Here is a 20,945-nt window from a genome sequence, read left to right on the forward strand (position 1 = left end):
ATGTCGCAAGGTAATCATAAGGGAACCACTCCACTGCCTTTGCCCACCCACGGCGAAAGTTGCCCGGTGCGTGATGTGCTTGATCGGCTGGGGGACAAGTGGTCGGTCTTGATTTTGATCACCCTTGCCAACAACTCCATGCGCTTCAATGAACTCCTCCGCGCCGTACCCGACATCTCCCGTCGAATGCTCGCCGAAACCTTGCGTCATCTCGAACGCGACGGGCTCGTCTGGCGCGAGGTGACCTCCACCACGCCGCCAGCGGTGCGTTACGGACTCACGGCGCTCGGTACCTCGCTTATGCCCCCGCTCACCGCACTCATCGCTTGGGCGGAGCACCACCAGCCGGCGATCGCCGTCGCACGTGCCAGATTTCAGGCGCAAGTGCCGACGCAAGCGTCAGTCAGGTAGGCCAAGCGTAACCGGTAACTGCCCGGCGTACTTGCCTACGCCTGTGGATTTTGCAAAGGCGATCGGAGAGGATTGCTAGCGAAGAGTTGCTTCCACATGCGTGGCGTCAGTTCGTGGACCTGACTGGCCGGATGCTGACCAACTCGCTGCAGGACATCGACCAGATAGTCATACGAATCGATTTCGTGCAGGCGGCAAGTGACGATCAGGCATCTGCATGATGCCGACCTGCCTGGCGCCGAGTTCGGTCCAGCAGAACAGCCAGTTCCGGCGCTTATCGAAATATTTCGATAAGCGCCGTTATCCTCGGTCAACTATTAGGCAAGCTACGCCGTCGCGAGCGTTCTCCTGTACGGTGGTCCGCATGCACAGGTTTGCATAATTCAGAGGCTTTCGAGGAATTTGAGGACGGCGTCGCTTGGGCGATAGCGTTTGCGTTTGGTCTCCGGGGGCGCGAGGGTCGCGAGGGCACGTTCCTTCATTGCCAGATCAGCCTCGACATAGCCATGGGTCGTGACCGGGCTCTCGTGACCCAGCCACAAGGCGATGACCGTGATGTCGACACCGGCCTGCACAGATGCATGGCCGTCGCGTGCCTCCAGGAATGGGGCGATATTCTGCGCCCCGCCAGCCGCGGACACTGCGTCGTCGCGGCCGTGATCGCGAGGGCAAGTCGGTCGGCCACATTCGTGCGAGTCATCGGTCGCCCGCTGCGGTTGGGGACCAGGGGCTGGTCTGCACGCAAGTCTGCATACTTCAACCAGTGACCGATTTCGGCCGCCGTCTCCTTCCACAGCGGCACGGTTCGTTGCTTGCGCCCCTTGCCCTGCAAGCGCACCGAGGACGTCGTGGCGAGCGTGACATCGGCCACCCGGATGCCGATCATTTCGGAAACTCGCGCGCCGGTGTTGTAGAGCAACGCGAACATGACCCGATCACGGTGACCACATCAGGTGCTCGTGTCGGGGGCGGCGAGAACGCCTTGAACCTCATCGCGGGAGAGATACTCGAGCAGGGGCCGCTCGAAGCGTTTCATGGGTATCGCCAGGACCTGCTGTGCGTGTAGATGTGCGGGACGAGGCGCCGGTGCGCCGGGCCGAAGAGCCCCTGCGGCGGCATCTCCGTCGCCGGATCGTCGCGCAGGCAGAAACGTGCGAAGCCACGCAGAACCTCGATACGACTCGCCCACATGAGCGGATTCCGCCGCCGCGAGGAGCGGGCCCATGCGATGGCCAGCGCCACCGTCAGGTGATCTGCCGTGCCGGCTTCGTCAGCAAAGCGGGCAAACGATTGAAGCTGCGTGGCATCGATGCTGAGCTTGAATCCGTGACGACGCCGATACGCCAGATACGTCTCGACCCGAGTCATCCATGAAACCAGGGCGTTCATGGCAGACTCCCGGGCCACAGCAGGGCCACGGTCCACAACCCTTCCAGATCGACGCGGGCGTAGGTGTTGGCCGTGTCGAGGCTTTGGTGGCGCAGAAGATCGGCGATCTCTTTGACGGAAGGCCGAGCGCCTGTTCGACGTGCTCGATCCTGCGACTCACGAAGAACGGGAAACAGATTTCGTCGAGTTCCCCGTAGACCGGCTAGAGGTACGCCGCTTTCAACTTCCCCGGCCCGGCACGCCGTGCCTTGATCGGCGTCTCGTCCATCGCCTTGACGCACGAGGCGCGAATCGAGTCGAACTGCGCGGTGTAGATCGGCTCGAGCAACCCGATGCCTTGTTGCCCGATTCTAGGCCTTGCAGTTCGACGCACTTGAAAGGCGGGGCCGGCGTGTCAGTTGAGCAGAGCGTGCTTCCAAATGTACGCCCCTGAGCAGGGTTCGTCTTCCCGCAAGATCGTCGCTTGGGCCAGTCGTTCGTACCAGAGCACTTAGTGGCGCTCTTGCAATGCTGCACTGCAGCGTGCAAACATCCAAAAAATCGATTATCGTTAATCGACATTCGTGACAAGTCCGTCGCCAGTCGAGCAGCAGCGCCGCCACAAGTGCGATGTGCTGTCTCTAGGCGATTTCGAAGTTCAATTTTCAGAAAAGATATAGGTGAGAAGAGCGATGAATCAGCCAGCGTTGGGTAAAGAGGCAATTGGCATTGACCTTTTTGCGGCCGATGTTGCGTCGCCTAAAGGAAAGCCGCGCAGTCTGATTGAGTCAGTTATGCATAGGCTTCGATGCGAAATTGTGCAAGGAGTCTTGTCGGCAGGATCGAGACTGCTGATTGATGACCTTCAGCGGCGTTTCGATGTAAGTGGCGGGACAGTGCGTGAAGCCCTGAGCCTCCTGGTTTCTGACGGCTTGGTGCATGCCAAGACACAGCGAGGCTTTTTCGTGGCGCCAATGTCGTTGCAAGACTTGGAGGGCCTCACTCGAACCCGCATAGCGCTTGAGTGTGAATCTGTTCGCGAAAGTGTGAAGTGCGGTGGCTCTGAATGGGAGAGCAATTTGGTTGCCGCATATAGCGAACTCACTCGGTCCGATGAGCACGTAATGCGTAATCCGGACGACGAGTTTGACCGATGGGAGATAGCGAATCGCAATTTCCACCGTTCACTTATTAGCGCCTGTTCGTCCGATTGGACCTACAGATTCTTGGCTGTTCTGAATATTCACCTCGAGCGTTACCGGCGCCTTACGTCGACCCACACTTTGCCCGAGAGAAATGTCCACGCGGAGCACGAGCTCATTTTTCAAAGCGCGCTTGCGCGTGACGCAGAACAATGTTCCCTTCTGCTGCGTCAGCACATTGAGTCGTCAGTCAGTGTAGTTCGGCAGTTTGCATTGCTGCGGTGAAGCACCTACGCCGCAAGTTTAATTTATAGGTGCGTTTAACAGCTCTTCACCAAGGGCAATTGAGGAGACAAATATGAGTTCGTCAATTAACGAAGTTTCACAAGCCACGATTAGGCTTTCTCGAAAGTGGACTCCCGAGGAGATTCGTGGCCTCGTCGATCAAGAGCAAGGACTGCTTGATCCCCGTATCTATAGTGATCAGGATCTGTATGAGCTGGAACTGGAACGAATTTTTGCTCGTTCGTGGCTGCTTGTGTGCCACGAAGGACATATTCCAAATCCGGGTGACTATATAACGACGTATATGGGTGAAGACCCGGTGATCGTGGTTCGGCAAAAGGATCGCTCCATCAAGGTATTTCTGAATCAGTGCCGTCACCGTGGGATGGTCATTGAGCGCTCAACTTATGGTAATGCAAAGTCCTTTACTTGCACCTATCACGGCTGGGCGTACGACATTGCAGGCAATCTTGTCAATGTTCCGTTTGAAAAGGAAGCCTTCTGTGACAAGAAAGAAGGGGACTGTGGTTTCGAAAAAGCCGACTGGGGTCCGCTGCAGGCGCGGGTAGATACCTACAAGGGTTTGGTATTCGCCAATTGGGATGCAAAGGCGCCGGCCTTGATGGACTATCTCAGTGACGCCACGCCATATATGGATGTGATGCTGGACCGTACCGAGGCTGGGACTGAAGTGATTACCGGGATGCAGCGGACCGTTATTCCATGCAATTGGAAATTCGCAGCCGAGCAGTTTTGTAGCGACATGTATCACGCGTGCACTATGTCGCATGTGGCCGGTGTCGTTTCCAGCCTACGTCCCGATCAAGACCTATCCGACGTAAAGCTGCCTGTCACTGGGAACCAATTCCGTGCAGCGTGGGGTGGTCATGGAACGGGGTGGTTCAATGACGACTTCTCCCTGCTGTACGCAATTATGGGGCCTAAAGTTGTGGACTATTGGACAAAGGGTCCGGCCGCTGAACGTGCACAGGCGCGGCTCGGTAACAAACTGCCTGCGAACCGCATGGTTGCTCAGCACATGACCATCTTCCCGACCTGTTCATTCCTGCCGGGCATCAATACTGTTCGTACTTGGCATCCACGTGGACCGAACGAACTCGAAGTCTGGTCGTTCATCGTAGTCGATGCTGATGCCCCCGAGGAAATCAAGGATGAATATCGCCGAATGAATATCTTGACCTTCAACCAGGGTGGAACTTTCGAGCAGGACGATGGTGAAAATTGGGTTGAAGTGCAGCGTGTTTTGCGGGGGCATGTGGCCCGCAGCCAACCCTTCTGTGCATCAATGGGTGTCGGTAAACCAAATGCAAACAATCCAGATTTCCCAGGGAAGACTAGCTACGTCTACGGCGAGGAGGCTGCGCGCGGCTTTTATCACCATTGGAGCCGCATGATGTCCGAGCCGAGTTGGGAAACCCTCAAGCCGTAATTTACTACCGGCCACATTGCTATTCGTTCCGCACTAACCAAACAGATCAACTTGTCAGGCCAGTCTTGCTGATACTTCGATCCAAACGAAATGATGGAGACGTTCCATGTCCATAGAATTGACACAACCGTTTAATTATCTCGAAAAGCCTGTGAGTCTTGAGCTCCAAAACGCAGTCGAACAGTTTTACTATCGGGAAGCGCAACTTCTTGATCATCGTAAATATCAAGAATGGTTAACCCTGCTCACTGAGGACATCCATTATTGGGTTCCAATTCGGACCACTCAGACCACAAAAAATTCGAACCTGGAGTACTACGGTCCGGGATGTAACGCCCACTTCGACGAAGACCACAGTCGATTGACTGCCCGTATCCGTGGCAGGTTGTCAGGCCTTAACTGGACCGAAGACCCCCCTTCCCGATCCCGTCACATGATCACTAATGTGATTGTGCGCGAAGTGTCAGCTGAGAAGCTCGAAGTGAGTTCCGCCTTCTTGTGCTATCGCAATCGTCTTGAACGAATGACTGACATTTACGTCGGGGAGCGTCGCGATATTCTCCTACGGGCAAATGATGGTCTGGGTTTCAAGATCGACAAGCGCACAGTATTGCTCGATCAAGGCACGATCACGGCCAACAATCTGAGCATGTTCTTCTAAGGCTGGGGTATCGGAGAACCGACGACAGGGTTCGCACCGGGGGTGTGAATCCTGTCGTTCAGGAGGAAGCAATGAACGATAAAGCAATCCGCTGGTTCCTGGCTGCAATCGGCATTTTTTATTTACTAAATTTTTTGGGACTGCTTCCTGCCCGTAGTGCTGCCGTCCTGATGCTGATGTACCCCTCTGTCGGAAATGGCTTTCAAGGGGAACTCATGATGCTACTTCAGGATGCGTGGCTCGTGGTCGGGATGCAGCTTGGCGCTGTGGGGGTGCTCGCTCTTTGGGCCCTGCGCGAACCCATTCGCTATGCAGGCATTATTCCTGTCGTTGTGTTCATCGAGATTTTCGACGCAATGTGGGATGTCTATAGCATGGTCTTAAGTAGCGAGACCCTGTGGTTTGGGCTTACTACACTTGCTATTCATTTGGTGTGGATCATATGGGGAATCAGCCTCTGGCGCCAGGTAGGCGACCGCTTGAGTCAACCCCGTGCTGTTGATGCAGAAAGAAATTGAGCGGATTGAAAAGTTAAGTCCAATCTACGAGGTAAGGAATTATGGGTTTTGAGAAAGTTTGTGAGGTTAGTGATATCCCTGTCGGCGAAGCGCTCAAAGTTTCTGGCGAAGAATTCGATGTGGCGATCTTCAATGTAGACGGAGAACTATTTGCAACACAAGATCGTTGCACTCACGGCGATTGGTCTCTGTCCGAAGGAGGGTACTTGGACGGGGATGTCGTTGAGTGTTCGCTGCACTGCGGGAAATTCTGCGTTCGGACAGGAAAAGTCAAGGCATATCCACCGACTGAACCGCTGAAAGTCTTTCCGATACATGTAGAAGGAAATGCTGTTTACATTGATTTTAGCGCCGGAGATATTGCCCAATGATCAAGAGTATCGTCATTGTTGGCGCGGGACTCGCCGGGACAACGGCTGCGCGCGCCCTTCGTGCAAGGGGATATGCCGGGCGGATTCATCTGATCGGCAATGAATCCCAGCTGCCCTATGATCGCCCATCATTGTCAAAAGGGGTTCTAGGGGGGGCGCAGGAGATACCGCCTCTGCTGATGGAGGCCGCGTGGTTTGAGAGCGAAGGGATTGAACTGCATCTGGGCGACCCCGTATTTGCGATCAACGCCAAGGAGCGCCTTGTAACCCTGCACTCAGGTTTGAGCCTGGACTTCGACCGGCTTTTGTTCGCCACCGGAATGCGACCGCGCAAGCTGTCTATTCCTGGCGGCAATCTGGAAGGCGTGTTCAGCCTTCGCAACTTCGCGGATTGCGCCGCGTTACGCCAGGCCTTCACGGCGGCGAAATCGCTCGTAATTATCGGTGGCGGTCTGATCGGCTGCGAAGTGGCGACCTCCGCGCGCAAAGCGGGACTTGAAGTCACGATCCTGGAATGCGCCGATGAGTTACTGACGCGCGTTCTAGGCCGGCAAATTGGCGCGTGGTGCCGCGAGCAACTCGAGGCAATGGGCGTTCGCATCGAATTGAATGCGCATATTTCGCATCTTAGCGGTGAGCGCAGTGTGCGTTCGCTGGTGTTTGCTGATGGCAGAGAGGTGGAAGCCGAACTCGTATTGGTCAGCATTGGCGGCGATCCGGAAGATACCCTGTTGAATGCAGCTGGCGTCGCCTGCAATCAAGGCGTAGTTGTCGATGCGTGCGGACAAACATCATCGCCCGATATTTACGCCGCTGGCGACGTAGCTGTGTGGCCCCTAAGGCACGGGGGCCGCCGCGCGCTAGAGACCTATATCAACTCGCAGCAACAGGCGGAAGCGGCGGTAGCCGCGATGCTAGGCGAATACAATCCGGTGCCCCAAGTCGCTACATCGTGGACCGAGATCGCAGGGCACCGCATCCAGATGATTGGGGATATGCAGGGACCCGGTGAATATGTGCAGCGCGGCGAGTTCGAACCCAATCAGCAAACCGTGCTGTTCCGGGTTTTGGACGGCAAGGCGCTGGCTGCGGTGGCGATTAATTCGACCAAGGACTTCGGTGGCGTAAGCCGTTTAGTGATGTCCGAAATAGAGATAGTGCCTGACCACCTCGCTGATACGGATATCAGCATCCGCGAACTACTCAAGGGGAATGCGGCGCGAACCGTAACCGCCTAGATGATGACTACGGACAAAATATGGAATGTATGTCGCGCTTCAATTTGGGGATAGCAAAATGAATCTGAAAGATCAGGTTGTCTTTATTACAGGCGGTGCATCTGGGCTTGGTCGTGCGCTCGTCGAACGCTTCGTTACAGAAGGTGCAAAGGTAGGGGTGCTCGACAGATCCGAGAAAGGCATCCAAGAACTAGAGTCGATGCATCCAGGGCGGGTGATCGGAGTCGCGGGTGATGCCCGCTTGCTGGCTGACAATAAAACCGCAGTCCAGCGGTGCGTGGATTCCTTTGGAAAGATCAATACTCTGATTCCCAATGTTGGAATCTGGGATTACAACACCCCGTTGGTGGATATCCCAGACGAAAGGATCGATGAGTCTTTCGACGAAATCTTTCAAATCAATGTCAAATCCGGTCTCCTCGCGGTGAAGGCTGCTCTTCCTTATCTCGTTTCGAGTCGGGGGGGGGTGATATTCACGATTTCAAATGCTGGCTTTTATCCCAATGGCGGCGGCCCGCTATATACCGCATCGAAGCATGCACTGATTGGTGTTGTAAAAGAGCTTGCTTTTGAACTGGCCCCCTATGTCCGCGTCAATGGTGTAGCGCCTGGAGGCATGGCAACGGATTTACGCGGCCCGCAATCGTTGGGCATGGGGGATCGTTCCATTTCGAGTATTCCGCTTGGCGAATTACTTGAATCCGTCCTCCCAATTGGTCGAATGCCCGATGTGAGGGAGTACACCGGAGCGTATGTATTTTTTGCCAACCACGGAGATGCAGCTCCAGCCACCGGCGCTGTTCTCAACTACGACGGTGGGATGGGCGTTCGCGGCCTCTTCTCTGCAGTTGGTGGCAAAGATCTTGAAGAGAAACTGAAACTACAGAAGTGATTCATAACTAACCAAGGAGAAATAGGATGGAGATCAAGGCATTGGGTTATATGGGGTTTTCCGTAAACGATGTTCCGGAATGGCGGCGGTATCTCACCAAGCTGGCCGGTTTGATGGAAACGCCATGCTCAACAGATGAACAGGCCCGTTTTCGAATGGATTCGAGAAGCTGGCGTATTGGCGTAGAACAAGGCGACTTGGATGATCTGGCATTTGCAGGATTTGAAGTTGCTAATCCTAGTGCTCTAGAAAAAATGCGTGTCCGACTTCAGGAAGCTGGAGTAAAAATCATAAGCGATGTTGGCGATCTCGCGAAAAAGCGCGATGTGCTTGATCTGATTGCCTTCAAAGACCCGTTCGGCATGCAAATAGAAATCTTCTATGGCGCGGGGGATTCCTACGAAAAACCCTTTGTTTCGCCAACCGGCGTAACAGGCTTTCAAACGGGAGACCAAGGGTTGGGGCACTATTTTTATGCCGTTCCAGATGTTGTCAAGGGTTTGTCATTTTACGTTGACGTGCTTGGCTTTAAATTGTCGGACGTAATCGATATTCCTTTAGGTCCGGATATGACGGTACGTGGCCACTTTCTGCATTGCAATGGACGTCACCATACCATGGCAATCGCTGAAGCCCCCATGCCTAAGCGCATCCACCATTTCATGCTCCAAGCCGCCACGCTGGATGACGTTGGGCATGCATGTGATCGTTTGGACGGTTTTGATTACCAAACTACCGATTCCAATCTTGGAGTTGCTGAAGAAAAGCCCAATAGCTACCTGACCACCACTATTGGCCGGCATGTAAACGACCATATGGTTTCATTTTATGCCCGGACGCCATCAGGATTCGAAATGGAATTTGGTTGGGGCGCTCGTGCTGTTGACGATTGCAACTGGACAATGACCCGCCACAGTCGCACAGCCATGTGGGGGCACAAGTCGCTCCGGAAACAAAAATAGCGTGTGATCAAACTATTCTTCCCAAACGGTGGATTTTCAGATGTTTGGGGGGAATAGGAAAACGCCTTTAGGACAAAGTGATAGCTGAATGATTTTCTAAACAAAAGCTATCGGTCTATGACGGCAGACGGGTGATTTACTAAAGTTCCGAATAGGAGATTGAATGGCATGATGGATGAAGATATTGTCACCAAGCTGGGAGACGAGCTTTACGACGCATTATGTGCAAAAAGAATGCTCGAGCCTTTGAGCAACCGTTATCCCGGTATCTCAGTTGATGACGCTTACAGAATTCAGTTACGGATGATTTCCTGCCGCCAAAAAGCAGGAGAGAGAATTGTTGGAAAGAAAATTGGAATCACAAGTCGGCCTGTAATGGATCTGCTCAAGGTCTATCAGCCTGATTTTGGGTATTTGCTCGATGGAATGTCTATCTGTGACGGAGCGCGCATTCCAATTGAATCGCTTATTCAGCCCAAAATTGAAGGCGAAATTGCCTTTGTGTTAAAGCGCGACTTGATGGGGCCAGGAATCAGCGCAGCCGACGTCCTTGCGGCTACCGATTTTGTTATGCCTTGCTTTGAAATTGTCGATTCGCGTATTCGGGACTGGAAAATCCAGATACAGGATACGGTAGCAGACAACGCTTCCTGCGGCCTATTCGTGCTCGGAAACACCATGGCCGATCCGAGGAAGCTTGATCTAACAACTTGTGGCATGGTCTTGGAAAAAAATGGTGAGATTGTGGCGACAGGAGCAGGGGCGGCGGCGTTGGGGTCTCCTATCAATGCTGTAGTTTGGTTGGGGAATACACTTGGTGGCCTGGGAATTCCACTTAAGGCAGGAGAAATTATTCTTTCTGGGGCGCTTGCGAGTATGTTTAGTATTCATGCAGGCGACCATTATCGTGTGGCAATTGGAGGTATCGGTAGTTGTTCCGTCTCCTTTGTCTGACTGGATAGCCATTGACGTGGGGTTATTGGACGCCACTAAGTCACTATGCCACTCCGTGTGTTGCGGTATTCCTCAGCAATACTGATTTCCAATAGGCTAAGTTTGCAGGGGGACGTGCCATGCAAATAACGCCACCGCCAAAAGAATTGTGTATATGTGCATGTCAAATCTATGCTTTATGAATTGGAGTTTTAATGAACAAGATTAAGTGCGCCCTGATCGGCCCGGGCAACATCGGCACCGATCTTCTGTACAAACTTAAGCGCAGCCCCTTCCTCGAACCGGTGTGGATGATCGGCATCGACCCCGAATCCGAAGGCCTCAAGCGCGCCGCCGACATGGGCCTCAAGACCTGTGCCACCGGCGTCGATGGCTTCCTGCCGCATGTCCTCGCCGATAGCATCCAGATCGCCTTCGATGCGACCAGCGCCTACGTCCATGCCGAGAATAGTCGTAAGCTCAATGAGCTCGGCGTCCTGATGATCGACCTGACGCCGGCGGCCATCGGCCCCTACTGCGTGCCGCCGGTCAACCTCGTCGAGCACGTCGGCAAGCGCGAAATGAACGTCAATATGGTCACCTGCGGCGGACAAGCCACCATCCCGATGGTCGCTGCCGTCTCCCGTGTCCAGCCGGTCGCTTACGGCGAAATCGTCGCCACTGTCTCTTCGAAGAGCGCCGGCCCCGGCACCCGCAAGAATATCGACGAATTCACCCGCACGACCGCCGGTGCCGTCGAAAAGGTCGGCGGCGCCAAAAAAGGCAAGGCCATCATCATCATCAACCCGGCCGAACCACCGCTTGTCATGCGCGACACCGTGCATTGCCTGACCGAAACCGCGCCCGATCAGGAAAAAATAACTGAATCCATCCACGCCATGATCAAGGAAGTCCAGAAATACGTGCCGGGCTATCGCCTGGTCAACGGCCCAGTATTCGACGGCAACCGTGTGTCCGTCTACATGGAAGTCACCGGACTCGGGGATTTCCTCCCGACCTACGCCGGTAACCTCGACATCATGACTGCTGCCGGTGCCCGTACCGCCGAAATGTTCGCCGAAGAAATTATTGCTGGTCGCCTCACCCTCGAACCCAAGGTTGCTACCGGTTCCCCCAAACTGGCCGGTTGCGGTTCCAACTGATACGGAGAAAATAATCATGACCGCCAAAGGCAAGACCGTTACCGTCCACGACATGACCCTACGCGACGGGATGCATCCCAAGCGCCACCTGATGAGCCTCGACCAGATGGTGTCCATCGCCACCGGCCTTGATGCCGCTGGCATTCCGCTGATCGAAGTCACCCACGGCGATGGCCTCGGTGGGTCATCGGTCAACTACGGATTCCCGGCCCATACCGATGAAGAATACCTCGGCACCGTCATCCCCAAGATGAAGAACGCCAAGGTCTCCGCCCTGCTGCTCCCCGGCATCGGCACCGTCGACCACTTGAAGATGGCGCGCGACCTCGGCGTCAACACCATCCGTGTCGCCACCCACTGCACCGAGGCTGACGTCTCAGAGCAGCACATCACCATGGCCCGCAAGCTCGGCATGGACACCGTCGGTTTCCTCATGATGAGCCACATGAACAGCGCCGAAGGCCTGGTCAAGCAGGCCAAATTGATGGAAGGCTACGGCGCCAACTGCATCTACGTCACCGACTCGGCCGGTCACCTGCTGCCGGAAGGCGTCAAGGAACGTCTCGGTGCTGTGCGCGCTGCCCTCAAGCCGGAAACCGAACTCGGCTTCCACGGCCACCACAACCTGGCCATGGGCGTCGCCAACTCCATCGCCGCCATTGAAGTCGGCGCCAACCGCATCGATGCTGCTGCGGCCGGCCTCGGTGCCGGTGCCGGTAATACGCCGATGGAAGTCCTGATCGCCGTGTGCAGCCTGATGGGCATCGAAACCGGTGTCGATGTCGCCAAGATCACCGACGTTGCCGAAGACCTCGTGGTGCCAATGATGGACTTCCCGATCCGCATCGACCGTGATGCGCTGACCCTGGGTTATGCCGGGGTCTATGGCTCCTTCCTGCTCTTTGCCAAGCGGGCATCCGCCAAGTACGGCGTGCCGGCCCGCGACATTCTGGTCGAGCTGGGCCGCCGCGGTATGGTCGGCGGGCAGGAGGACATGATCGAGGATACCGCCATCACCATGGCCAAGGATCGCTCTATTGCCTCCGCATAATGCCACTTGGCGCTGAGCCTTTTATATATTTAACAGGGGGAGAGATGCAAATGAATCAATATACGGAATCTACAACCAGCAGGTTTGCCAAGATCAACGAGAAGGGATTTGAAGACTTCCAGGTTCATTTCAACGAAGCTGGCGACGGCGAGGCCGTCATCATGTTGCACGGTGGTGGGCCCGGGGCAGGTGGATGGAGTAACTATAGCCGCAATCTGGGCCCGCTGGTTCAAGCAGGTTATCGCGTGATTTTGAAGGACTCACCAGGATTTAATAAGTCTGACCCCGTCGTAATGGACGAACAGCGAGGTCTGGTGAACGCACGCGCCGTCAAGGGTTTGATGGATGCCCTAAACATCGAAAAAGCGCACCTGGTGGGCAACTCGATGGGGGGGGCCACCGCACTGAATTTTGCCATCGAATATCCGGAGCGCATCGGTAAGCTCATTCTGATGGGGCCGGGGGGGCTTGGCTCGAGTCTTTTTTCCGCGATGCCCATGGAAGGCATCAAATTGCTTTTCAAGCTGTATGCCGAGCCTACGCTTGAAAATTTGAAGCAAATGCTATCGGTATTTGTTTTTGATCAGACCCAGATCACCGATGAACTGATTGAGGGCCGCTGGCGGGCGATTCAGCATAATCAAGTACACCTTCGAAATTTTCTTGTCAGTACGCAACGCGTGCCATTGAGTGCTTGGGACGTTACATCGAGATTAGGAGAGATCAAGGCAGGAACGCTTGTCATCTGGGGGCGCGACGACCGCTTCGTACCTCTTGACCATGGATTGAAGTTGGCTTGGCACATCCATGATGCGCGCTTGCATGTCTTGCCTCGGTGCGGTCACTGGGCGCAATGGGAACATGCTGAAGAGTTTAATCGCTTGTTGATCGATTTCTTACAACATTGACACCAAAGGGGGCCCGATTGACCACTTTACTACGTAACCACCGGTTACGAACGAGAAGTAAGAATTTCGGATTTTCGAGATCAATAATCAGAAGCAATTAAACAGAACAGGAAGTAAGCCACCGCTTAGAAAAAACGGGGTTGATTTCTTTAATTAACATATAAAAATGGAGGAGGCTGTATGCAATTCAATCTTAAATCTAGTGTAATGGGCGTTGCTCTAGCAGGGGTATCCTATACTGCCTTGGCGACAACAAGCGATGTTTATCGCTTTGTCGGTCATGGTCCAGTTTCTGGGGCATTGGGTGGGGCCGCTACAGCCTTTGACGTCGGTGCGGCCGGCATGATGACAAATCCCGCTACCTTATCCCTTGGCAAGCCTGGGGAGGAAATGCACCTTGGAATGGACGTCATTTTTGCAGATCTATCAATCAAGAACACCGCGACGGGCGAATCCGCAAAATCCAAAGAGCATTCCAGCAACCGAGGACCCTATGCGGCTCCGCAAATGGCATATGCTTATCGTGCCGAACGATTTGCATTCGGTATTGGAGCCTTTGCACGTGGCGGAGTAGGCACAGAGTACGGAAAGGATAGCTTTCTTTCACGTGCAACAGGTGGATTGGATACGGGTTTGGAAAATTCAAGTCGCTTATTGACACTAAATATACCCATGGCCGCAAGCTTTCAGATGACTGATAGTCTTGCCGTTGGCGCAAGCGTGGATGCAGTGTGGCAGGGACTGAATTTAGATATGCTCCTCGGGGCCGATCAAGTGGGTTCCCTAATTGGCGCCGGGCGTGCGCAGGGAAGTTTGATCCCTGTGCTTGGAGGGTTGCCAGATATGCGTGGTGCGCATTTGAGCTTCACCAAGAATGAGCCAATTGCGAGTGGCGCCGACGCCTGGGGCTGGGGAGGGAAAATCGGCCTGACGTACAAGGTCAGCAAGGATACGATCCTAGGTGCTTCGTACGTTCTTGAAACACATCTTGATGACATGACTGGGAGTGCTACCCTTACCGCAATTGACGGCTTGGTAGGCCAAGTCAAGCTAGATGGAAAGATTCGTATTAAAGACTTCCAATCGCCGGCACAATTGAATTTCGGAATAAGCCATCGTTTTGACGATCAGTGGATGGTCGTGGCGGATATCTCCAGGGTATTCTGGAAACATGCAGTAAAAGATATTCATGTCTCCTTTGTTTCAAACGCTGGTCAAAATATCGATATTGATCTGCCTCAAAACTATAAGGACCAGACTGCATTGTCGTTGGGTGTCGCCTACACTTCCGGAAAATGGACATTGCGCGGAGGTGCTCGTGTTACTACACAGGCTTTGAGATCGGACACGGTATTGGCTGTAATCCCTGCCATTCCAAATAGATTCGGGACTCTTGGCTTTGGTTACCAACTTACACCTATGAGTAGTTTTGATTTTGCTTGGACTCATTCATTTAAAAAGACGATGCAAAACTCTTCATTGCCAAACACGTCTGCTCCTATCGAAATAAATCACGCCCAAGATAGTGCCACTTTTGCCTTCACTTATCGTTTTTAGGTTTGATATTAAGTTGAAATTGTCATGGTTGTGCAAATCTTAAAATTACAAGATTCTACCTGTTTTAATATTTTATGGTGAATTAACTAGGAAATTGAAATGACCAACGTAGAAATTGGAAAAGAAATCGTCGCTGCTGGAATTAAGACCAATTATCACGAGCTCGGAACAGGAGATCCTGTTTTTCTTATTCACGGATCGGGTCCAGGTGTCAGCGCTTATGCAAATTGGCGCTTGGTGTTGCCAACACTGGGGCAATTATTTCGCGTCATAGCACCGGATATGGCGGGGTTCGGTTTTACAGAGCGCCCGAAGAATTACATCTACTCAAAGGATAATTGGGTTGGGCACATCATAGGTATGCTTGACGCATTAAAAATCGAGCGTGCAGATTTTATTGGGAATTCTTTCGGTGGTGCCCTTGCAATCGCAACCGCCGTTAAGCACCCCGAACGCGTTGGCCGTTTGGTCTTGATGGGCGCAGCAGGAACACATTTTGAACTTACCCCTGGGCTGGATGCAGTTTGGGGTTATACGCCGTCAATTGAAAAAATGCGCAACCTGCTGGATATATTTGCCTTCGATCGTTCGCTTGTGAATGATGAACTTGCAAAACTGCGTTATGAGGCAAGCATTCGGCCAGGCTTTCAAGAGTCATTCGGCAGTATGTTCCCCGCTCCTCGGCAGCGCTGGGTTGACGCACTGGCGAGCTCGGATGAGCAAATTCGCAACCTCGCGAATGAGGTGCTTTTGATTCACGGCCGTGATGACCAGGTGGTACCACTGTCAAGCAGTCTTCGTCTTTTTCAACTATTGGAGAACGTCCAGTTGCATTCTTTTGCTCGCTGTGGGCACTGGGTGCAAATTGAAGCCGCCAATGACTTTTGTAGATTGGTTGTAGACTTTCTTAGCAAGCCGCATTGATTGAGCGTTCTGCGCATCCGGCGAAATTTCTTCTTCCAGATAATTGGGTAATGCGTCCGAATTGATTGGAAGGAGAAATCGAGTTGATGGTCTCATGAAGGCGTTACCGCTGGTTGTGGAACCAAGTCCTTCTTATACAAGACTCACATAGCCTCATCGTGTATCGCCTGCATGGTCGTGGTCGCGTCCAATGAAAGGGCTGTTTTAGTTGCGAAGGAAAGTCGCCTTCCTTTGCGCTCTTCCGCCCCGCGTCCCGTCTGACTCGGAAGGCTGTGCAGATCTACTGTGGTATCGCTACCGACCGCGCCTATCCACCACGTACCGGCCCGTACAGCCATATCGATCTGACGCACGCCTTGGCTGTTATTGAACGGGTCAAACATACCTGGTTCGGAACGGCTTGGACGCGAGGCTGCGAGCAAATCCCATTGGGTTCCCGTCTAGTATTTCAGTAGCGCCTGACGAGTAATTCATCGCTTCTGGATAGGCGGTCCAACCGACAGTCCTCGTGATTTGACTAGAACTGCAAGTATCCCGAGGCTGCAAGTGGAACCGTACGGTAACATCACGATGGAGGACAAACCATGGAGTTGCGCCACCTTCGCTGCTTCGCTGTCCTGGCGGAGGAACTGCACTTCACCCGTGCTGCTGAAAGGCTGCATATCGAGCAGTCCCCCCTGTCCCGTACCATCAAGGAGCTCGAAGACGAACTTGGCGCACTGCTATTCGATCGTGACCGCCGCGGCACACGGCTGACACAGGCCGGTGCAGTTTATCTCCAGGATGTGCTTCGGTTGTTCTCGACGCTGGAACTTGCCCGTGAAAACGTAAAAGCGGTTTCGTCAGGCTATCAGGGGATTCTTCGCATCGCCGTCCCCTGCGGCTGCATCGATCCGCGGCTATCTGGCTTTCTCGCACGCTGTCGCGAGGAAGATCCGGAAGTCGAGATACGTTTGACAGAAGCGACGCTGGCCGAGCAGGTGCGCGGACTGCGTTCGGGCAGCTTCAATGTGGGGTTTGCACATACCACCGACGTCGGGGATGGAATCGTTGCCGAACCGATCTGGATTGATCCGCTGGTCGTGGCCGTATCGGCACGGCATCCGCTGCTCGTTCACAAGCAGGTGCCCTTGGAGGAGTTGGTGCGTTATCCGCTCGTAATGGCTGATCCCCGGTTGTTCGGGCGGAGCAATTGCGAGCTGGATCGATTGCTGCACACCGCGACGGGCAAACCCGGCGCCGTCGAGCACGTCGCCTCGATGGACATGATGCTGACGCTGGTCGCAGCCGGTTATGGCGTTGGGTTCGCGAACGCTGCACGAATCAGAGTTTGTCATCGCCCCGACGTGGTGACTCGTCCTCTCGCGGCCCAAAATGTCACCCACACCACGTACCTGTTACGACCGGACAGTGGCGCGGACACCCCTTGCGCCATACCTCTGGACCGCTTTATGGCGCGTCTACACGCTCAAATCGACGAGTAACAGGCAAAGCCCGGTGCCGTTCACCGGTTACGTCTTTGGCCCCGAGCGCAGGTTATCCTCCGTCACAGCGATCAGATCAGCGGCACTTCTGTTCAGAGCCCCGGCGATTCTGAGGATCAGCGCCAGCGTGGGCATGTGCTCACCCCGTTCTATCTTTCCCATGTGGGAGCGCTCGATTTCCGCCAACGACGCCAGCTCCTCCTGAGCCATTCCCTGTTCCATCCGTGCCGCACGAACCGCCAGGCCGAAGGCCAGCGCAGGCTCAGGTTCGTAGGTGGTCGATCCGACAGGGCGGCCTCGCTGGACAGTACGCTTTTGCATCGGCAAAAGCGTCGAATATCGCGATACTTTTAACCACGTTAAATTTAACTCTTTGCTATGATGCTTGCTGCCACGGTCTGGCCTCCATCACGAAATGGCATCCATGAGTGCCCCCAGCCAATCGTCGATACTCAAACTCGCCGTTTCGGCTGACGCGCTGTCGCCACAGCTGGCGACCCTACTTGCCCTGCAACGTGCCGAGGAGCCGGAAACCCTCGTCCTGCTGCAGGAGGTCACTGCCGGCGATCTGGTCCGTGGCCTGGAAAACGGCGATTGCGACATGGGCATGGCGGTGAGGGCGACGTCAACGCACCTGGCGTTGGACACTCAGCCACTTTGGGGTGACGAACTGGCTTTGGCGGTTCCGTTACGCTCGCCGCTGCTTGCCCACGTCGAGGTGTCATTGGATGCGCTGCTGCACTATCCACTGGTTCGGTGGTGCCCACGGGCATGTGAAGCGCTGAGCCAGCAGGTTGATGCTGTCATTGGGCCTGAAGACCGTTCTGCCCGGGAGGTCAATTCCTTCGAACTCATGGCTCTGCTGGTGGCGGCAGGCTACGGTGTCGGCATTGCGCCCCGATCGCGCATCGCGCAGGCACGTGGCTGGGGTGTTGCCATGCGCCCCCTGGCCGACGGTCCCTATCTCATCCGAACCCAGTTGCTGCTGCCGTCGCGAGGGTGTGTGCCGGCTGTCGAGAGGTTTGCCGAACGGGCGGCGAAGATCACGGAGACCAGGTCGGCGTGATCAGGCGTCCATCGTACGTTCGCGTGTTTCCAGACGAAAGCGGCACGCGGCATCTTGCTGTGCAAGTTCGCCATCGCGCGTATCGCTAGGCGTACCGGGACAGTTGTGGAGTCCGACTATCGCGTTGCACCACCCTTTCGCTGACAGCGCTGCATACCAGATGAACGACGAGGTGAAGATTCTCCAGCGTCACTGCCTCGATGGGGGACTGCCCTTGGAAGAGATCGCTCGGCCGTGTGAGTGCATGGTAGATGTGCCACGTGTCGATTCCCGGGGGCATCTGCTTGAGGATGGTCTGGATCAGGCGGCGCTTGAGCGGATCGAGCTGCCAATCCGGCACGCGCTGTCCCCGGTTGCCCAGGCTGATCGACAGGAGGTTGCCGGCCTGGATTTCGTAAGTGATCCAGCGACGGGACTTGCCTGCGAGCTTGGCATAGTCGGCGACCGACAGGTTGTGCGGAGCCTCCAGAATGTCGAGCAGGATCATCCGCTCGCGCTGGACGTTGGAGATGGCCGGCTCGATCTTGGGCACGCGCACTGCGGAAAGGCGCTGCACCGGAGCCGTGGCCAGCGCCATGGCCCCCTGGAGCGGTTGCGACACCACCAGCGTGGGAGCAGCCCTGGCCGCCGACAACGGTTGCGCCTCCGCTTCGGTGGCGACCACGGGAAAGCCATCCAGTTTAATGGACAGCAGCGTACTGGCCGCTTCGACCTGCCCCTGCTCGAACAGGTCCAGCCGGTCCGCCCAGTCCTGCATCATGCGTCGGCGCTGCTCCACATACTTGGCGTGGTTGTAGGTTGCGCGAACCTGGTTGGGATCGACGTGGGAAAGCTGTGCATCCACCCATTTCTCGGGATACCCCAGTTCGTTGAGTGCGGTCGAGATGGTTCCGCGGATGCCGTGGCCGGTCAGCCGGCCCTTGTATCCCAAGCGATGCAGTGCTTTGTTGAGGGTGTTCTCGCTGATGCGCTGCTTGAGGCTCTTGTCCCCCGGGAACAGGTACGTCTGGGCTGGCTTGAACTGGTCGAGCATGTGCCGAACGATCTCGATCGCCTGCACGGACAGCGGCACGATGTAGGGTGGGATGTCCTCCGGCCGGACGTTCTCCTTCTGCATCTTCAATTCCAGCTGTTTCACCACCTCCGGCGGGATGATCCACAGGCCATCGTCGAGGTGGAACTGTTCTGGCGTCGCCAGCCGCAGTTCCCCGGTCCGCACGCCGGTCAGCAACAGCAGGCGGAGGCCAAGCTGCGTTTTCAGCTTGCCGGGGTACTTGCGCAGCAACTGCAAGAACTCGGGCAATTCGGGCATGCGCAGGAAGGGGTTGTGGCGTACCGGCGGCTGGGGCATGGCGACCACATCCAGGTCGGAGGCCGGGTTCTGTTCCAGGCCCGGCACGATCACGAGGGCATACCGGAAGAGTTGGTTGAACCAGGTGCGCACCTTCTCGGCGATGGATGGCGCGCCGCGCTTCTCGATGCGGCCGACGATTTCAAGTAGGTCGGCGCGGGTGATCTCGTAGATCGAACGCTTGCGCAGGCTCGGCAGGATGTCGTTCTTGAAGATGCGCGGGATCATCGACAGCGTGGTCTGCCGGCCTTTCTTGAGGCGCCCCTGCGCCCGGAAGGCGAGCCACTTGTCGTACACCGCCTCAAAGGTGTTCTGCTCGGCCTGGGTGGCGATGTGCCGATCCTTTTCTCGCTGCCGCTGTGGGTTGATGCCTTTGGCCACCTGCGCCCGCGCGTTGTCGCGGCGCTCGCGCGCTTCGCGCAGGCTGATCTCCGGGTACGTCCCCAGGGACATCCGCTTCTGTTGGCCCAGCCAGGTGTAGCGGAAGTGCCAGGACTTGGTGCCCTTGTCCGAGACCGCCAACGAGAGGCCGTCGAAATCGGGGATCGTGTAGTCCTTTCCGGTGGCCTTTGCCTGCCGGACGAACATGTCGGTGAGTGCCATGCTTGCTCCTGAACAGAGTCAGGAGTCAGATGCTCATCCCGGCACCCGCTCGGCCCAAGGAACAATCCGGACTCGAACACAACCGCTTTGATGGACTGCCGGATGGACTAATTTAGTCCAGCAGTGGGTGGATTTCGGTGGATCTCATTGGAATGTTGTCTAGCGAAAAATTCTTTTCTGACAACCGCTTATGGAACTCAGTGGATTTCCATGGAAGCCTAATTGGAGCGGGCGATGGGAATCGAACCCACGGCTCTAGCTTGGGAAGCTAGGGTATTACCATTATACGACGCCCGCTCGGGATCCGTAATTCTACGCGGCGGGCGGTCTGAGAGCAACCGGGCGGGCGTGGTAAACTTCGTGCCATGACTACGACTGCTTCAATTTCGACCCTTTCCCTCACGATCAACGGCGAGGCCCGCGTGCTGGCGGGGCCGGCTACGGTGGCGTCCCTGCTCGACGAGATGGGGCTGGCCGGCAAGCGGCTGGCGGTGGAGCGCAACGGCGAGATCGTGCCCCGCGGGCTGCATGCCACGACCGGGCTGGCGGATGGCGACCGGCTCGAGATTGTTGTGGCGGTGGGCGGCGGCTGAGGCTGTCCGGCTCC

General features: G+C 55.5%; 22 protein-coding genes, 1 tRNA gene and 2 pseudogenes. 18 read left to right on the forward strand and 7 right to left on the reverse strand.

Annotation, left to right across the window (positions count from 1 at the left end; genetic code table 11):
- Entirely contained in the window at nucleotides 1-411 is a 411-nt protein-coding gene (locus HHL15_RS08490; RefSeq protein ID WP_076600364.1) for a winged helix-turn-helix transcriptional regulator, read from the forward strand.
- Between the two features lie 35 nt (nucleotides 412-446).
- Here the strand turns inward: HHL15_RS08490 and HHL15_RS08495 are convergent.
- The 4 genes and pseudogenes from HHL15_RS08495 to HHL15_RS26430 form a co-directional block, all read right to left on the reverse strand.
- Nucleotides 447-684, reverse strand: a pseudogene (locus HHL15_RS08495) (transposase domain-containing protein); the annotation flags it as partial.
- A 205-nt stretch (nucleotides 685-889) separates the two neighbouring features.
- Nucleotides 890-1,339: a tyrosine-type recombinase/integrase gene (locus tag HHL15_RS26425; RefSeq protein WP_328825006.1), complete on the reverse strand. Its 450-nt coding sequence runs from the start codon at nucleotides 1,337-1,339 to the stop codon at nucleotides 890-892.
- Nucleotides 1,340-1,443: 104 nt separating this feature from the next.
- Nucleotides 1,444-1,800 (reverse strand): hypothetical protein, encoded by a 357-nt coding sequence (locus tag HHL15_RS08505; RefSeq protein WP_235943322.1) that lies wholly within the window; start codon nucleotides 1,798-1,800, stop codon nucleotides 1,444-1,446.
- A 121-nt stretch (nucleotides 1,801-1,921) separates the two neighbouring features.
- Nucleotides 1,922-2,167: pseudogene (locus tag HHL15_RS26430) on the reverse strand (IS66 family transposase); the annotation flags it as partial.
- A 406-nt stretch (nucleotides 2,168-2,573) separates the two neighbouring features.
- Between HHL15_RS26430 and HHL15_RS27005 the strand changes: the two are divergent.
- From HHL15_RS27005 to HHL15_RS08580, 15 genes are all read left to right on the forward strand, one after another.
- Nucleotides 2,574-3,206: a GntR family transcriptional regulator gene (locus tag HHL15_RS27005; protein WP_408065723.1), complete on the forward strand. Its 633-nt coding sequence runs from the start codon at nucleotides 2,574-2,576 to the stop codon at nucleotides 3,204-3,206.
- Nucleotides 3,207-3,279: 73 nt separating this feature from the next.
- The gene (locus HHL15_RS08515) at nucleotides 3,280-4,656 is read left to right on the forward strand and encodes an aromatic ring-hydroxylating dioxygenase subunit alpha (protein WP_076600363.1); all 1,377 of its coding nucleotides are present in this window, start codon (nucleotides 3,280-3,282) and stop codon (nucleotides 4,654-4,656) included.
- A gap of 106 nt (nucleotides 4,657-4,762) precedes the next feature.
- Entirely contained in the window at nucleotides 4,763-5,317 is a 555-nt protein-coding gene (locus tag HHL15_RS08520) for an aromatic-ring-hydroxylating dioxygenase subunit beta (protein ID WP_076600362.1), read from the forward strand.
- Between the two features lie 71 nt (nucleotides 5,318-5,388).
- Nucleotides 5,389-5,835 (forward strand): BphX family protein, encoded by a 447-nt coding sequence (locus tag HHL15_RS08525; RefSeq protein WP_076600361.1) that lies wholly within the window; start codon nucleotides 5,389-5,391, stop codon nucleotides 5,833-5,835.
- 41 nt (nucleotides 5,836-5,876) lie between these two features.
- The gene (locus tag HHL15_RS08530; RefSeq protein WP_076600360.1) at nucleotides 5,877-6,206 is read left to right on the forward strand and encodes a non-heme iron oxygenase ferredoxin subunit; all 330 of its coding nucleotides are present in this window, start codon (nucleotides 5,877-5,879) and stop codon (nucleotides 6,204-6,206) included.
- Complete coding sequence (locus HHL15_RS08535; protein WP_076600359.1) at nucleotides 6,203-7,444, forward strand: NAD(P)/FAD-dependent oxidoreductase; 1,242 nt, start codon at nucleotides 6,203-6,205, stop codon at nucleotides 7,442-7,444. The genes HHL15_RS08530 and HHL15_RS08535 overlap by 4 nt, the downstream gene beginning before the upstream one ends.
- 58 nt (nucleotides 7,445-7,502) lie before the next feature.
- Nucleotides 7,503-8,336, forward strand: a complete 834-nt coding sequence (bphB, locus tag HHL15_RS08540; protein ID WP_076600531.1) for a cis-2,3-dihydrobiphenyl-2,3-diol dehydrogenase — start codon at nucleotides 7,503-7,505, stop codon at nucleotides 8,334-8,336.
- A gap of 26 nt (nucleotides 8,337-8,362) precedes the next feature.
- On the forward strand, nucleotides 8,363-9,298 hold the full coding sequence (locus HHL15_RS08545; protein WP_170879032.1) for a VOC family protein: 936 nt from the start codon (nucleotides 8,363-8,365) through the stop codon (nucleotides 9,296-9,298).
- A gap of 171 nt (nucleotides 9,299-9,469) precedes the next feature.
- Nucleotides 9,470-10,252: a 2-oxopent-4-enoate hydratase gene (dmpE, locus tag HHL15_RS08550; protein ID WP_076600529.1), complete on the forward strand. Its 783-nt coding sequence runs from the start codon at nucleotides 9,470-9,472 to the stop codon at nucleotides 10,250-10,252.
- Between the two features lie 194 nt (nucleotides 10,253-10,446).
- Nucleotides 10,447-11,394, forward strand: coding sequence for an acetaldehyde dehydrogenase (acetylating) (locus tag HHL15_RS08555; protein WP_076600358.1), 948 nt, complete (start codon nucleotides 10,447-10,449; stop codon nucleotides 11,392-11,394).
- Between the two features lie 16 nt (nucleotides 11,395-11,410).
- A complete protein-coding gene (gene dmpG / locus HHL15_RS08560; RefSeq protein ID WP_076600357.1) occupies nucleotides 11,411-12,445 on the forward strand; it encodes a 4-hydroxy-2-oxovalerate aldolase in 1,035 nt (344 codons plus the stop codon).
- 50 nt (nucleotides 12,446-12,495) lie between these two features.
- Nucleotides 12,496-13,353, forward strand: a complete 858-nt coding sequence (gene bphD, locus HHL15_RS08565; protein ID WP_076600356.1) for a 2-hydroxy-6-oxo-6-phenylhexa-2,4-dienoate hydrolase — start codon at nucleotides 12,496-12,498, stop codon at nucleotides 13,351-13,353.
- A gap of 180 nt (nucleotides 13,354-13,533) precedes the next feature.
- Nucleotides 13,534-14,910 (forward strand): OmpP1/FadL family transporter, encoded by a 1,377-nt coding sequence (locus tag HHL15_RS08570; protein WP_169145349.1) that lies wholly within the window; start codon nucleotides 13,534-13,536, stop codon nucleotides 14,908-14,910.
- 99 nt (nucleotides 14,911-15,009) lie between these two features.
- Nucleotides 15,010-15,834 carry an alpha/beta fold hydrolase gene (locus HHL15_RS08575; RefSeq protein ID WP_076600354.1) on the forward strand — a complete coding sequence of 275 codons (825 nt, stop codon included), beginning with the start codon at nucleotides 15,010-15,012 and terminating at the stop codon, nucleotides 15,832-15,834.
- A gap of 584 nt (nucleotides 15,835-16,418) precedes the next feature.
- Nucleotides 16,419-17,318 (forward strand): LysR family transcriptional regulator, encoded by a 900-nt coding sequence (locus HHL15_RS08580; protein ID WP_076600353.1) that lies wholly within the window; start codon nucleotides 16,419-16,421, stop codon nucleotides 17,316-17,318.
- A gap of 27 nt (nucleotides 17,319-17,345) precedes the next feature.
- Here HHL15_RS08580 and HHL15_RS08585 read toward each other — a convergent pair whose 3' ends face one another.
- Entirely contained in the window at nucleotides 17,346-17,639 is a 294-nt protein-coding gene (locus tag HHL15_RS08585) for a helix-turn-helix domain-containing protein (RefSeq protein ID WP_050417855.1), read from the reverse strand.
- A gap of 103 nt (nucleotides 17,640-17,742) precedes the next feature.
- Between HHL15_RS08585 and HHL15_RS08590 the strand changes: the two genes are divergently transcribed.
- The gene (locus HHL15_RS08590; RefSeq protein WP_076600352.1) at nucleotides 17,743-18,384 is read left to right on the forward strand and encodes a LysR family substrate-binding domain-containing protein; all 642 of its coding nucleotides are present in this window, start codon (nucleotides 17,743-17,745) and stop codon (nucleotides 18,382-18,384) included.
- Between the two features lie 85 nt (nucleotides 18,385-18,469).
- On the opposite strand, the gene HHL15_RS08595 is transcribed toward HHL15_RS08590, so the two are convergent.
- On the reverse strand, nucleotides 18,470-20,338 hold the full coding sequence (locus HHL15_RS08595; RefSeq protein WP_076600351.1) for a tyrosine-type recombinase/integrase: 1,869 nt from the start codon (nucleotides 20,336-20,338) through the stop codon (nucleotides 18,470-18,472).
- Nucleotides 20,339-20,561: 223 nt separating this feature from the next.
- Nucleotides 20,562-20,635: transfer RNA gene (locus HHL15_RS08600), tRNA-Gly, on the reverse strand.
- Nucleotides 20,636-20,703: 68 nt separating this feature from the next.
- Here HHL15_RS08600 and thiS point away from each other — a divergent pair.
- The gene (gene thiS / locus HHL15_RS08605; RefSeq protein ID WP_169145350.1) at nucleotides 20,704-20,931 is read left to right on the forward strand and encodes a sulfur carrier protein ThiS; all 228 of its coding nucleotides are present in this window, start codon (nucleotides 20,704-20,706) and stop codon (nucleotides 20,929-20,931) included.
- Nucleotides 20,932-20,945: the final 14 nt, after the last annotated feature.

The sequence above is a fragment of the Zoogloea dura genome (assembly GCF_012927165.1).
Classification (GTDB): domain Bacteria; phylum Pseudomonadota; class Gammaproteobacteria; order Burkholderiales; family Rhodocyclaceae; genus Zoogloea; species Zoogloea dura.